Source organism: Aeromonas sp. R6-1 (genome assembly GCF_040908165.1).
Classification (GTDB): Bacteria; Pseudomonadota; Gammaproteobacteria; order Enterobacterales; family Aeromonadaceae; genus Aeromonas; species Aeromonas caviae.
The window spans coordinates 45,825-59,694 of sequence record NZ_JBFODF010000043.1; the positions used below are offsets into that span (position 1 = coordinate 45,825).

Sequence of the window (13,870 nt, forward strand, 5' to 3'; positions counted from 1 at the left end):
CCGACGAATTCCAAGGATGGCCATGAAAATATCAAGCAAGTTGTTGTTGAGCTTCTGTTTTATCAACCTGCTCATCATTCTCTCCTCCGCCCTTGTCTATCATCAGCTCGGCCGGATCGAAGGCTCGCAAGATGCCTTGCTGGCCCAGGCCCTGCCCGCCCTGCAGCGGGACGAGGCGAGCCAGAAAGCCCTGATTGCCACCGTTTCATCCCTGCGGGCCTATCTCATCCTCGGCAAGGATCCGGCACAGGGTGATCGCATCAAGCAGGAGTGGGAAGAGGCCTGGCACGCCATCGATCGCCAGCGTTTCACCCCCGACCTGACCCGGGCACTCAAGGATTTCAAGGGGGCACAGTCACAGGTGTGGGCCCTGGCTCACACCGAAGAGAACCTGCCCGCCCACACCCTGATGCTGCTGGAGGCCGGCCCCCTGGCGGAATCGGCCCTCGATCAGTTGCAGTCTTTTGCCAATGAAGAGGTGGCGACGCCCCAGGCGACGTTGCCCGGTGACAGGCGCCTGCTGCTCAAGCAGGTGGGGGATGCCTACAACAGCCTGGGCAATGCGCTCTCCGCCCTGCGGGATTTCCTCATCTCGGGGGAGAAGGAGTACCTGGACAAGTACCGGGACTACTACCAGTTCCACCAGCAGCGGGTGGCCGAGCTGAAACAGCAAGAGGCCAACTTCACCGAGGCACAAAAGGGGCTCTGGACGCTCTTTGAAGAGATGTCAGCCCCCTTTGCAGAGCTGGTCGGTCAGGTGATCGAGAAGCGCCAGGCTCCGGACTGGGACAGGGCCAACCACCTGATGGCCACCGAGATAGAGCCCGCCCTGACCCGGCTGGCGGATCAGCTGGCGACCCAGGTGACCCATACCCGTGCCGAGGTGGACAAGATGGCGGGGGAGATGGCGGCCGCCAGTCAGACCATTCACCGCACCCTGCTGCTGGCCACCACCAGCGTCATCCTGCTGGGCACCCTGGTGGCCCTGCTGTTCAGCCGGCGCCTGACCCGGGACATCGCCAGCCTGGTGAAACGGGCGGGCCTGGTGGCCGATGGCCGCCTCCCCGTCACCCCCTTGCCCGTGCTTCGTCAGGATGAGCTGGGAGGGCTCACGGGCTCCATCAACCGGATGTCGGCACAGTTGCGCGAGCTGGTGGGGGAGATCCAGGGGGCGGTCGGTCAGGTGGAAGGGGCTGGCCGCGAGGTGGGCCAGACCACCAATGCCATCGTGGATGATCTGGCGAGCCAGAATCAGCGGCTCGATGCGGTGGCAGCCGCCATCGAGCAGATGTCGGTCAGTACCCGGGATGTGGCGGGCAACATTGCGGACGCGGCGGGAGCGGCTCGCCAGACCGAGCAACAGGCAAGGGAGGGGGAGCAGGCCCTCGCCCGCATGGGGACCACCATGGCGCAGATTGGTGCCATGATTGCCCAGGCAAACCAGGCGATGACGCAGCTCAGCAGCCAGAGCGAGCAGGTGGGGAGGGTCACCGAAGTGATCGCCACCATCGCCGAGCAGACCAATCTGCTGGCACTCAATGCGGCCATCGAGGCGGCGCGGGCCGGTGAGCAGGGACGGGGATTTGCCGTGGTGGCCGATGAAGTGAGGCAGTTGGCCAGCCGCACCAGCGCATCGACCATGGAGATCAACCAGACCATTGCCAGCATCCAGCAGCAGACCCGGGAGACCGCGGATACCGTGGGCAGCGGTACCCTGCTGGTGGAGCAGGGGCGCGGTGCCGTGGCCTCGGTGACCGAGACCCTGGAGTCGATGGCGACGCTGGTGCAGGATCTCAGCGGCCAGCTTGCCGCCATCGCCACCGCCACCGAGCAGCAGTCAAGGGCGGCGCAGGAGGTGGCGGGCACGGTGGAGGAGATTGCCGGGCTCAGCCATCAGTCCAGCGAGCATGGCCAGCAGGGGGAGCAGATCGCCGCCCGCCTGACCCGGGAGACGGGGAGACTGACATCGGCCATCAGCCGATTCGAACTGGATGCCTGACGCAAGGGAGAGAGAAACGGGGCAGACCTCTGGGTCTGCCCCGTTTTTTTCGGCCCGACAACCTGGTGGTGGAAGAATGCACGACGCAGGTGCGGTCCTGACCGTTCGGAAGCAGGGGGATGGTGTCTTGTGTACTTCCCTGTGGCTCTTTCTGCCGGCAGGACAGGTCACTCCAGGCGGCGGAAGGCCTGGTTTTCGAAGCTGCTGCAGGTCTCCTGGTTGAGCAGGTTGACCAGCAGGATGGCCCGCTTTTCGCCATCCGGCTCCAGATAGATGGCTTCAAACCCGGCGAGGGGGCCGGATTCGATAAGTACCTTGTCTCCCTGGGTCGGTAGACGGGCATAGCTGGCGCGCGCCTCGTCGCTGTCGTCCCGGCTCATGAGCCGGTAGATCAGCTGGCTGCTGACGGGGGTCCACTCCTTGCCGAAGTGGATGATGCGACTGATGCCCCGGGTCGATTTCAGGGTGACCGGTGTGACCTCTTCCAGATCCACGTAGATGAAGAGGTAGTTGGGGAACATGGGCTCGCGCTGGGGCACGCGCTTGCCTCGCCGCAGTTTTTCAATCTCGACCATGGGGTAATAGGATTCAACGCCCTGGGCTGCCAGATGGGCGCGGGCGCGGGCCTCTTCCTTGGGTTTGCAGTAGGCCAGATACCATTTCTTCATTGTTGTTCTGTTTTTCGTGTTGCCGTGCTTCTGGCTATGATAACGGGGGTAAAAAAAAAGGCCACGCTTGACGTGGCCTTTTTTCCAGAGTGAGTGATTACCAACCTTTCACCAGACCGCCCTTGAACAGCTCGGTCCCCTTCTTGAAGACCTCGTCGGTCTGGAAGGACTGGACGAACTCCTTGACCTTCTCGTCGTCCTTGTTGTTCTCGCGAGCAACGATCAGGTTGACGTAGGGGGACTCCTTGTCTTCGACAAACAGGCCATTCTCGGTCGGGGTCAGACCAATCTGACCGGCGAAGGTGTTGTTGATGATGGCCAGATCCACGTCTTCCAGGGAGCGCGGCAGTTGTGCGGCTTCCAGCTCGACGATCTTGAAGTTGCGCGGGTTGCTGGCGATGTCCAGCACGGTCGCTTCCAGACCGGCACCCTCTTTCAGCTTCAGCAGGCCCTGCTTCTCCAGCAGGATCAGGGAACGGCCCAGGTTGGTCGGATCGTTCGGCACCGCGATCTGGGCACCGTCTTTCAGCTCGGACAGGGCCTTGACCTTCTTGGAGTAACCGGCGATCGGGTAGACGAAGGTGTTGCCGACCGGCACCAGCTTGAAGCCGCGATCACGGATCTGGGCATCCAGGTAGGGCTTGTGCTGGAAGGCGTTGACGTCGACGCTGCCGTCGTTCAGGGCCACGTTCGGGGTGACGTAGTCGGAGAAGGTGACCACTTCGACGGTCAGGCCGTATTTTTCCTTGGCCACCTTGGCCGCGGTCTCAACCAGCTCGGTCTCGGGACCGGCGATGGCGCCCACCTTCAGGGTCTTGTTCTCTTCTTTCTGGCCGCAGCCGACCAGTACCAGGGTTGCCAGCAGCGCAGCTGCTGCGGATTTGATGCCCAATTTCATAAAAACCTCCTGTCAGAAATCGACGATTAACGATGATCACATTGTTTGACCAGGCGCTCACCCGCGCTCTGGATGAGTTGAACCAGCACCACCAGAATGACCACGGTGACCAGCATGACGGTGGGATCGAAACGCTGGTAGCCGTAGCGAATACCCACATCACCGAGACCACCGCCTCCGATGGCACCAGCCATGGCGGAGTAGTTCACCAGGGTGACGAGGGTGATGATGACGCTGTTGAGGATCCCCGGCAGGGCCTCGGGCAGCAGCACCTTGGCGATGATTTGCAGGGGCTTGGCCCCCATGGCCTTGGCCGCTTCCAGCAGACCGTCAGGCACCTCCATCAGGGCCCCTTCCACCAGGCGGGCGATGAAGGGAATGCAGCCCACGGTCAGCGGCACGATGGCGGCGATGGTGCCGATGCTGGTGCCGACGATGAAGCGGGTCAACGGAATGATGGCGACCAGCAGAATGATGAAGGGCACCGAGCGACCGACGTTGACGATGACGCCCAAGACCTTGTTGAGCAGCGGATTGGCCAGGATCTGCCCTGCCTTGGTCACGTGCAGCGCCACGCCGAGCGGCAGGCCGAGCAGGCAGCCGAACAGGGCGGAGGCAAACACCATGATGAGGGTGTCGCCCAGAGCCGAAATCAGCAGATTAATCATTGCTTCGGACATAACCCATTACCTCCAGCTGAATGTGGTTGTCGATGAGGAACTGCTGGGTGGCCTCGCACTGGGCCTCGTCCCCGAACAGTTCCGCCAGCAGGAAGCCGAACTTGACGCCACCGGCGTATTCGATGTCTGCGCTCAGGATGCTGATGTCGATGTTGAAACGGCGGCTCGCCTCGGAAATCAGCGGCGAATCCACCGTGGTCCCGGTAAAGCCGAGCTTCACCAGGGGATAGCTGCCGGGCACCCGGTCGCTACTCATCCGATCCTGATACTCCTGGGGCACTTCCAGGTGGATGGTGGAGTGGATGAAATCCCGGGCCAGCTGGGTCTTGGCATTGCTGAAGAACCAGGCCACTTCCCCCTGCTCAATGAGACGGCCGTCGCTGATGATGGCCACTTCGTCGCAGATCCCCTTCACCACGTCCATTTCGTGGGTGATGAGCAGGATGGTGAGCCCCAGCTTGACGTTGATCTCCTTGAGCAGGGTCAGGATCGAGCGGGTGGTCTGGGGGTCGAGGGCCGAGGTTGCCTCGTCACACAGCAGGACCTTGGGAGCCGGTGCCAGGGCACGGGCGATGGCGACGCGCTGCTTCTGCCCGCCGGAGAGCTCGGACGGATAGGCGTGGGCACGGGCTTCCAGCCCGACCAGGGCCAGCAGTTCGCTGACCCGGCTCTGGATCTTGTCCTTGCTCCAGCCCGCCAGCTCCAGCGGGAAGGCGATGTTGGCGGAGACGGTGCGAGAGGCCAGCAGGTTGAAGTGCTGGAAGATCATGCCGATCTGGCGGCGAGCCTGAGTCAGATCCCGCTCGCTGAGGGCGACCAGGTCCTGGCCATCGACGATGACCTGCCCCTCGGTGGGGCGCTCCAGCAGGTTGACGCAGCGGATGAGGGTACTCTTGCCGGCACCGGAGGCACCGATCACCCCGAAGATCTTGCCTTGGGGCACATGCAGGCTCACGTCACGCAGGGCGTGCACGGCATCACTGCCTTTACCGTAGACTTTGTTGAGACCGATCAACTTAATCATGGATTCTTCCGTGCTAACAGCCTTAAAGCACAGGGCGCTACAGGCGGGTAAATTGGGCAGAGGTTTCACTGGGTAGCTCTGTCATCATGGAGGATGATGCTAAGATGTCCGGATGGCTGTGTCAACGCATGTTTTTACGTCTAGACGTCTAAAAAATGGATAAGGATTCCCGCCATTTGACTATGGTGTGGAGGTATCACCACCAGCATCAATATTAGATTCCGATTTGGTGACTTTAGTCCGAATATAAGCTGGTAAATATCTTTTATGTCGTCGATTTGATGCCTCCCTTCGGGCAAGGTGCCCGGTTGTCCGGGCAGCATCGCTGCCGGTTTCCCCTTCCTCCTGCTGTCTCTTTTTCTGCTTTCTTTTCCATCTCCTTGATGCAGAACAATAAATGACCAGTTCGTGGCCGTGTCGACATGCCAGCTCCCTATACTGGCTGCAGGTGGATGCCAGGAGGGAGGCGAGATGCGATTCCAACAGATCAAGGACCTGATGCTCTATCTCGAGGAGCTTCATCATCGGCAAGGGCGCATTTACGGGCGCCAGATCCCCCGGGTGGATGCTGAGCGCAGCAGGATGTTGCTGGCCTATCTGCAAGGGCGGGAGGATGCCGCGGCGGCTCATCTGCACGATTATCGCGAGCAGATGGGCAGCGCGGTGAAGGAGACCTGGCTGGATCAGGGGTTTGGCGAGGATCTGCTGGCCGAGGGGGATCGTCTGGCGCTGCCCGCCACAACCCAGCCCGCGGAGATAGTGGCCCTGGTGTCACGCCAGGAGGAGAGGCTCATCGGCGAGCTGGAACGTCTGGCCCGGGAGTGCCCCACGCCCGACACGGCGGCGCTGCTGAAAGCCCTGGCCTCCATGGCCCAATCCCGCCTGACCCGTCTGGTACACGGTGCTCATCGCCTCGACGATCTCTGAGCCCGGATGAGAGAGACCCGGCACGGGCCGGGTCTTCTGATGCTGCTGGCGGTCAGCCCCCTTGCCGGGCCGCGCCATAGAGGGCGGCGCCTATGATGCCGGCCTGGTTGAGGTTCGCGGCCGCCACCAGGGGAGCCCGGGTCTCAATCTTGTCGATGAACTTGTCGAGCTTGGCGGCGCTGCCGCCCCCCAGGATGAAGAGGTCGGGGGAGAACAGAAACTCCAGGCGAGCCAGGTATTTGTTGAAACGTTTGCCCCAGCGGCCCCAGGAAAGATCCTCGCGCTTGCGCACCGCATCGGAGCAATAGTGTTCGGCCACCATGCCTTCCAGCATCAGGTGACCCAGTTCGGTATTGGGCAGCAACTGGCCATTGACGAAGACGGCGGTACCGATGCCGGTGCCGACGGTGATGAGAATGATGACCCCCTGGCGATCCTGCCCGGTGCCAAAGCGCATCTCCGCCAGACCGGCCGCATCGGCGTCGTTCAGGACATGGCAGGGCAGGCCGGTCACATCGGCAAACAGGTGGGCGGCATCGGTCTCAATCCAGCTCTTGTCGATGTTGGAGGCATTCTTGGCGATGCCGTTGTGGATGGTGGCGGGAAACCCGCACCCCACGGGGCCCTTCCATTGGAAGTGTTCGACCAACGCCTTGAGGGTGTGTGCCACGGCGGCCGGGGTTGCCGGTTGCGGTGTGGCGATGCGGTGGCGTTCGCCAATCAGCTCCCCGGTTTCGGTGTCGACCAGGCAGCCCTTGATCCCGGACCCCCCAATATCTACTCCCAGCATCTGCATCAGAATCTTCCTTTTATTGTGCCGATGTTCAATGGTCGGCAGAGCATGAAAAAATGGCTGCGATCCGGCAAGTGCCAGATCACTTATGCGTGATCCGGCAGACCTTTTTCGATGCAGCGGATCAGCAATCGCGTCTTTTTATTCTCTTCCTGCTGACGCCTGGCCAGGGTCGCCAGCGCCCACTCGATATGCTCGGCCACCATGGGCGCCGCCTCAGGCAACGCCTGTTGCAGGGCGGCCAGGACCTCGCTGCTGGCCGGCCCGTTGCCAAGGGCCACCGCCAGGTTGCGGCGCCAGCGATGATAGCCGATGCGGCGGATGGGGCTGCCTTCCGTGTGCTTGAGAAATTCGGCTTCGCTCCAGCGCCACAGCACCAGCAGGGGAGGGCGATGCAGGTCGGGACGGGGACTGAAATCGGGTTCGGGGCTGGCATCGGCATAGCGGTTCCAGGGGCAGATGAGCTGGCAGTCGTCACAGCCATAGATGCGATTGCCCATGAGCGGCCTGAACTCCTCGGGAATGGGGCCGTCGTTCTCGATGGTGAGATAGGAGATGCAGCGCCGTCCGTCCACCACATAGGGGGCGATGATGGCACCGGTGGGGCAGATGTTGATGCAGGCCACGCACTTGCCACACAGCTCCTTCTCCACCGGGGCATCCACGGGCAGCGGCAGGGCGATGAGCAATTCCCCCAGAAAGAAGAAGGAACCGGCGGACTCGTTGATCAGCAGTGAGTGCTTTCCCACCCAGCCAAGGCCGGCCTTGGCCGCCAGCGGCCGTTCCAGAATGGGGGCCGAGTCGACAAAGGGGCGCCACTCGCCCAGGGTTTGTCCCGTCGCCTGCAACAGGGTTTCGCACCGCAGCTCGATGCGCTCCCCCAACTGTTTGATCCGGTTGCGAAGCACCTTGTGGTAGTCGCGGCCGAGGGCATAGCGGCTGATGTAGCCGAGGGTGGGATCGCGCAGGGTGGCGGCAAAGCCCGCCTCGAACGGCAGATAGTTCATCCGCACCGAGATGACCCGCAAGGTGCCCGGCAACAGCTCGTGGGGGCGGGCCCTCATCATGCCGTGGCGCGCCATGTAGTCCATGGTGCCGTGATAACCGGCATCCAGCCAGGCCTGCAACCTTGGCTCTTCCAGGGTGAGATCGGTGTCGGCGATGCCGACCTGGTCAAATCCTAGCTCCCTTGCCCAGAGCTTGATATCGTGGGCCAGTTGCGCAAGTTCGGCAGCCGTCATGCAGCATCTCCCCTCTGCCTGCAGTAGTGTGGCAGGCGCAGGGCGTCAATATGGCGTGCCAGTTGCCGGGTCATGGGATGATGAAACGTGGGGGCCGTCATGGTAGAGGTGTTCGGGGACGCTATCCGCAAAAATGAGTGGGAGAGTCTAGCACAACCCCTGTGGCGGGCCGAGCAGATCCGCAGCATGGAACGGCGCTGGGCCGAGCACGAGGGGTTGCCCCTCTATGTGCTGATGGAGCGGGCTGGGAGTGCGCTGTGCAACTATGCCTGTCACCACTGGCCCGACAGCCGCCAGTGGTGGATCTTCGTCGGCCCTGGCAACAACGGTGGGGATGGCTACGTGCTGGCCCGCCTTGCCCGGCGCATCGGCCTCGAACCTCTGGTGATTGCCGCCCGGGCTCCCGGCCTGCTGAGGGGAGATGCCAGGCGGGCTGCCGAAGAGTGGCTCGCATCGGGGGGGGGCGTGACCATGGCCGAGGATCTGCTGCCCGCCACGCTGCCGCCGCCGGATCTGGTCATAGACGCACTGCTCGGTACCGGCGTCCAGCTTCCCCTCTCCTCGTCAATGACAAAGATCGTCGCAACAATCAATGGCTTGAACGCGCCCGTGCTGGCGGTGGATCTCCCCTCCGGTCTCCATGCCGACACCGGCCGCGCCATGGGCGCACTGGTGCGTGCCACCCGCACCCTCACCTTCATCGGCATCAAGCAGGGCATGCTCACCGCCGACGGGGTAGACGGAGTCGGCCACCTCGATCGGGATCCCCTGGGAGTGACGCCGGGGGAGGAACGGGTTCCCGCTGCCGAGCGGATCGATTATCCCAGCCTCAAGGGGTTGCTGACCCCGCGCAGGCGCTCGGCTCACAAGGGACACAGCGGCAAGGTACTGCTGACGGGGGGGAACCTCGGCATGCAGGGGGCCATCCTGCTGGCGGGTCAGGCCTGTCTGCGGGCGGGGGCGGGATTGGTACGCCTGCGCCAGCACCCGGATTGCCCGGCGGCCAGCCTGGTTCAACCCGAGCTGATGGGATGCCCGTCGGACATGGATGAAGGGTGGGCATCGGTGCAGGTACTGGGCCCCGGGCTCGGTCAGGATGGGTGGGGCCGGGCCCGGTTCGAACAGGGCATCGGAGCCGCCGTGCCACTGGTATTGGATGCCGATGGATTGAATTGGCTGGCGCAGGCCCCCCGTCATCAGGATAATTGGGTGCTCACGCCCCACCCCGGGGAGGCGGCTCGCCTGCTGGGTTGCTCCATCGCCGAGGTCGAGGGGGACAGGTTTGCGGCCGTCTCGCGACTGCAACAGCGCTACGGTGGTGTGGTGTTGCTCAAAGGGGCGGGGTCGCTCATCTGCGACGGCAGGCGCATTTCCCTGTGCGACGAGGGCAACCCCGGCATGGCCAGTGGCGGCATGGGTGACCTCTTGTCTGGTATAATCGCCGCCCTCCTGGCTCAGGGCTGGTCTGCGGGCATGGCCACCCGACTCGGGGCCGTGATCCACGCAGAGGCAGCCGATCTGGCCGCCGCCGAGGGTGAGAGGGGCATGCTGGCATCGGATCTGCTGCCCTGGATCCGTCGTCTGGTCAATCCGACACAGTAACAAGTAACAAGAAGAACATGGCAAAAACCTTGATGATGACACTGCCGGACGAGGCAGCAACAGTGGCGCTGGGTGGCCGTCTGGCAAAGGCGTGCCAACAGGCCACCACGGTATTTCTGCACGGTGCCCTCGGGGCCGGCAAAACCACTCTGACCCGAGGCTGGGTGCAGGGACTGGGTCATGAGGGCAAGGTCAAGAGTCCGACCTATACCCTGGTGGAGCCCTATGAGCTTGCCCAGTGGCAGGTCTATCACTTCGATCTCTATCGACTGGCCGACCCGGAAGAGCTGGAGTTCATGGGCATTCGCGACTATTTCGCCGCCGATACCCTCTGCCTGGTGGAGTGGCCAGAGAAGGGCGACGGCTGGCTGCCAGCCCCGGATCTCGAGATCACCCTGAGTTATGCAAACGAGCAGCGCGAGGTGCAGATTGATGCCCGCACTGCTATCGGCGAAGCCATTCTGGAACGGTTGTCATCTCAGTGCGCGTGATCCTTGTTTTTGTTCTCTCCCTGATGGCATTGCCCACCTGGGCCAATCAGCTCAAGAGTGTGCGGGTGTGGCCATCACCGGACAACACCCGGGTGGTGCTCGACATGAGCAGCGCCCCCAATTTCAACTACTTCACCCTGACCGGTCCGAACCGTCTGGTCATCGACCTGAAAGGGGCGAGCAACGCCACCAACCTGGCCCGCATCGAGAACAAGAGCGAGCTGGTGCGCAAGATCCGCGAGAGCACGCCGCTGGAGAAGGGGGGCCTGCGACTGGTGCTGGATCTCGGCTCTGCCATCAAGCCGGTGGTCTTCCCGTTGGCGCCGGCAGGTCCCTATGGCCACCGTCTGGTGATCGATCTTCCCTATGAAGAGAAGGGGAGCGCTGCGGCGCAGCCCGCTCCCGTCGGGGGACACGGCAAGGCCATCGTCATCGCCATCGATCCTGGTCACGGCGGGGAAGACCCGGGCTCCATCGGCCCGCGCCGCACCTACGAGAAACGGGTGACCCTGGCGGTCTCCCAGAAGCTGGCGGCCCTCATCGACCGGGAGCCCGGCATGCGAGCCGTGCTGACCCGCCGTGGCGACTACTTCGTCGATCTCAACAAACGTTCCGAAATCGCCCGCAAGGCCAAGGCCGACCTGCTGGTGTCGGTGCATGCCGACAGCTTCCACAACTCGACTCCTCGCGGCGCCTCCGTCTGGGTGCTGTCGACCAATCGCGCCAACCGCGAGATGGGTAGCTGGCTCGAGAAGCAGGAGAAACAGGGGGAGCTGCTGGGGGGCGTTGGCAAGGTATTGGCCGAATCCGATCCCAACCCCTATCTGGCGCAGACCTTCCTGGATCTCTCCATGGACAAGTCCAGGGCCGAGGGCTATGACGTCAGCCGCCAGATCCTGCGCTCGCTCGGCCGGGTGGCCAGATTGCACAAGAAGGCGCCGGAACATGCGAGTCTGGCGGTGCTGAAGGCGCCGGACATCCCCTCGGTACTGGTGGAGACGGGCTTTATCTCGAACCACGCCGAGGAGAAGCTGCTGGCCACCGCCAGCTATCAGGATCAGCTGGCCCGGGCCATCTTCGAGGGGATCCGCAACTATTACCGCAGTCATCCGACCAAGGGGCCCATGCTCACCGGCAAGGGCCAGGTTGCCGCCCCGCCGCGTCAGGCGCCTGCCAGCAAGCCGGTCGCCGTCAGCAAGCCGGTTGCCCAGCCAACGCAGCAGGTCGTGACCAACCGGATGCCGGCGAGCGAGCCCTATCGCGTCGGTGAGGGCGGCGCCCCGGTCAGCAGCGTCGGCAGCGCCTCCGGTGTCGGCGTGATCAAACCTTACAAGGTCGCAGCCCAGGAGCCGAGTGCGCCGGTAGCCAGCGTGCAGAGCAACGACAAGTCCAACATGATCCGCCACGTGGTCACCCGTGGTCAGAGTCTCTCCCGGCTCGCCGAGAAACATGGGGTGAGTCAGGCGCGACTGGTGGAGATCAACAAGCTCAAGTCGCGGGACATCCAGATAGGGCAGGTGCTCTATATTCCGCGAAAATAGCGCGGGTGAAGAACGCCGCCCTTCTCTGCCGATGGCAGGGAGGGGCGGTGAGCATTGATGGCGCCAGGTCCACCTCTTCCCCTTTTTCATCTGCAGGAGCAAGCGATGCCAATCCGTATATTGCCGCCGATTCTGGCCAACCAGATTGCTGCCGGTGAGGTGGTGGAGCGGCCCTCCTCCGTGGTCAAGGAGCTGGTGGAAAACAGCCTGGATGCGGGGGCTGACCGGGTCGAGATCGACATCGACAAGGGAGGCGCCAAGCTTATCCGCATTCGTGACAACGGCTGCGGTGTCGCCAGGGATGAGCTGGTGCTGGCGCTGTCGCGCCACGCCACCTCCAAGGTGGCGACCCTGGACGATCTGGAAGGGATCAACAGCCTGGGCTTTCGCGGGGAGGCGCTCGCCTCCATCAGCTCCGTCTCCCGCCTCACCTTCACCTCCCGTACGGCAGAGCAGAGCGAGGCCTGGCAGGCCCAGGCGGAAGGGCGCGAGATGAGCGTCACCGTCAAGCCGGCGGCCCACCCGGTGGGCACCACGGTGGAGGTGGTGGATCTCTTCTTCAACACCCCGGCGCGGCGCAAGTTCATGCGCAGCGAAAAGACCGAATTTGCCCACATCGACGAACTGGTGCGCCGCATCGCGCTCTCCCGCTTCGACGCCACCCTGATCCTGCGCCACAACGGCAAGGTGGTGCGCCAGTACAAGGCGGCCAACACGGTGGCGGAGCAGGAGCGCCGCCTTGCCGCCGTCTGCGGCTCCCCCTTCATGCACCATGCCCTGGCGGTATCGAGCGAACACAGCGACGTGCGGTTGTGGGGCTGGCTGGCCACCCCGGCAGGAGCCAGGCCGCAGAACGACCTGCAATACACCTATGTCAATGGCCGCATGATGCGGGACAAGCTCATCAATCACGCCATTCGCCAGGCCTATGACGAGCTGCTGCCCGCCGACCGCTTCGCGGCCTATGTGCTTTATATCGAGCTGGATCCCCGCCAGGTAGATGTCAACGTCCATCCGGCCAAGCACGAAGTGCGTTTCCATCAGGCGCGTCTCATCCACGATTTCATCTTCCAGGCGCTGTTTACCGCCCTGCGTCAGGACGGGGCAGGGAGCGCCACCGATGCACCCCTGGCCGAGACTCAGGTCGAGCTGCCGGGCAGCCCGGAGATCACCTATCCGGGTCAGGCGCCGCGCACCGAGTGGTACGGTGCCGAACACGGCTATCGGGCTCCTGCCCCTGCACGAGATGGCGACGGCGTGCGGGAAGGCGGTGGTGGCAGGGGAGGACACTACCAGCCTCCCGAACCCCCGAGCCGGGCCGCGATGCGAGGCATGGGCGCCTTGCTCACCACCCTGCCCGAGGTGGCGATGCCGGCATCCCGGCCCGTAGCCGAGAGCGGTGCCGTCGAGACGCCAGCCCGAACGGGGGAGTGGCGCGCCCTGAGCCTGGTCGAGCAGGCCTATCTGCTGATGGAGCGTCAGGGGCAGCTGGCGCTGCTCTCCCTGGTGCGTGCCGAGCGTCTGTTGTTGCGCCACTGGCTGCTGGATGCCTGGGGCCAGGGGCTGGCGGCCCAGCCTCTGTTGCTGCCGGTCTCCTTCAAGCTGCCGAAAAACCTGGTCGCCCTGGTGGAGGAGCGGGAACGCCTGCTCAAACGCATGGGGCTGGAGTTGAAAAGCGGGGGACGCGACACCATGATCCTGACTCGGGTGCCTGCCCTGCTGCGCCAGACCGATCTGGCCCGCCTCTTACCCGAATTGTTGCAACTGGTCGAGAGCGGATCTGACAGTGATGCCGACGCGCAGGCTGGAGTATTATGCCAGTGGTTGGTGGAACAAGGCATAAGTGCCGAAAAAATATACGATTTTGCCACTGCCACCCGGTTGTTGACGGAACTTGTTGTCGATTTCAGTGACCAACTGGCAGACGTTCGCATGGTGCGCCCGTTGCCGCTGGCGAACGTGCTGGCCGAGTTTGCCGATGGCAACTGACGGCGTCTCGTCGTCTG

12 protein-coding genes are annotated in these 13,870 nt (G+C 63.5%); 6 read left to right on the forward strand and 6 right to left on the reverse strand.

From position 1 onward, the window contains the following. Window positions 1-22 precede the first annotated feature (22 nt). Window positions 23-1,999: a methyl-accepting chemotaxis protein gene (locus AB5Y68_RS13495; protein ID WP_039040956.1), complete on the forward strand. Its 1,977-nt coding sequence runs from the start codon at window positions 23-25 to the stop codon at window positions 1,997-1,999. A 167-nt stretch (window positions 2,000-2,166) separates the two neighbouring features. Here the strand turns inward: AB5Y68_RS13495 and rfaH are convergent, their stop codons facing one another. The 4 genes from rfaH to metN all read right to left on the reverse strand — a co-directional run bounded on the left by rfaH (window position 2,167) and on the right by metN (window position 5,269). After that, on the reverse strand, window positions 2,167-2,667 hold the full coding sequence (rfaH, locus tag AB5Y68_RS13500; protein ID WP_010673182.1) for a transcription/translation regulatory transformer protein RfaH: 501 nt from the start codon (window positions 2,665-2,667) through the stop codon (window positions 2,167-2,169). Window positions 2,668-2,764: 97 nt separating this feature from the next. Further along, window positions 2,765-3,565 carry a methionine ABC transporter substrate-binding lipoprotein MetQ gene (gene metQ, locus AB5Y68_RS13505; RefSeq protein WP_010673183.1) on the reverse strand — a complete coding sequence of 267 codons (801 nt, stop codon included), beginning with the start codon at window positions 3,563-3,565 and terminating at the stop codon, window positions 2,765-2,767. A 26-nt stretch (window positions 3,566-3,591) separates the two neighbouring features. Continuing rightward, on the reverse strand, window positions 3,592-4,245 hold the full coding sequence (locus tag AB5Y68_RS13510) for a methionine ABC transporter permease (protein ID WP_029313844.1): 654 nt from the start codon (window positions 4,243-4,245) through the stop codon (window positions 3,592-3,594). Next, entirely contained in the window at window positions 4,226-5,269 is a 1,044-nt protein-coding gene (gene metN, locus AB5Y68_RS13515; protein ID WP_039040957.1) for a methionine ABC transporter ATP-binding protein MetN, read from the reverse strand. Before metN ends, AB5Y68_RS13510 begins: the two co-directional genes overlap by 20 nt. 471 nt (window positions 5,270-5,740) lie before the next feature. Between metN and AB5Y68_RS13520 the strand changes: the two genes are divergently transcribed. After that, window positions 5,741-6,196: a hypothetical protein gene (locus AB5Y68_RS13520; RefSeq protein ID WP_039040959.1), complete on the forward strand. Its 456-nt coding sequence runs from the start codon at window positions 5,741-5,743 to the stop codon at window positions 6,194-6,196. A 52-nt stretch (window positions 6,197-6,248) separates the two neighbouring features. On the opposite strand, the gene ppgK is transcribed toward AB5Y68_RS13520, so the two are convergent. Further along, window positions 6,249-6,992 carry a polyphosphate--glucose phosphotransferase gene (gene ppgK / locus AB5Y68_RS13525; protein WP_010673187.1) on the reverse strand — a complete coding sequence of 248 codons (744 nt, stop codon included), beginning with the start codon at window positions 6,990-6,992 and terminating at the stop codon, window positions 6,249-6,251. Between the two features lie 83 nt (window positions 6,993-7,075). Next, complete coding sequence (queG, locus tag AB5Y68_RS13530) at window positions 7,076-8,230, reverse strand: tRNA epoxyqueuosine(34) reductase QueG (protein WP_039040960.1); 1,155 nt, start codon at window positions 8,228-8,230, stop codon at window positions 7,076-7,078. A gap of 99 nt (window positions 8,231-8,329) precedes the next feature. On the opposite strand from queG, the gene AB5Y68_RS13535 reads away from it, so the two are divergent. The 4 genes from AB5Y68_RS13535 (at window position 8,330) to mutL (ending at window position 13,853) form a co-directional block, all read left to right on the forward strand. Continuing rightward, window positions 8,330-9,832 carry a bifunctional ADP-dependent NAD(P)H-hydrate dehydratase/NAD(P)H-hydrate epimerase gene (locus AB5Y68_RS13535; RefSeq protein WP_039040967.1) on the forward strand — a complete coding sequence of 501 codons (1,503 nt, stop codon included), beginning with the start codon at window positions 8,330-8,332 and terminating at the stop codon, window positions 9,830-9,832. A 17-nt stretch (window positions 9,833-9,849) separates the two neighbouring features. Continuing rightward, on the forward strand, window positions 9,850-10,323 hold the full coding sequence (gene tsaE / locus AB5Y68_RS13540; RefSeq protein ID WP_029313846.1) for a tRNA (adenosine(37)-N6)-threonylcarbamoyltransferase complex ATPase subunit type 1 TsaE: 474 nt from the start codon (window positions 9,850-9,852) through the stop codon (window positions 10,321-10,323). Next, window positions 10,314-11,864, forward strand: a complete 1,551-nt coding sequence (locus AB5Y68_RS13545; protein ID WP_039040961.1) for an N-acetylmuramoyl-L-alanine amidase — start codon at window positions 10,314-10,316, stop codon at window positions 11,862-11,864. The genes tsaE and AB5Y68_RS13545 overlap by 10 nt, the downstream gene beginning before the upstream one ends. Window positions 11,865-11,969: 105 nt before the next feature. After that, a complete protein-coding gene (gene mutL / locus AB5Y68_RS13550) occupies window positions 11,970-13,853 on the forward strand; it encodes a DNA mismatch repair endonuclease MutL (protein WP_039040962.1) in 1,884 nt (627 codons plus the stop codon). Window positions 13,854-13,870 lie beyond the last annotated feature (17 nt).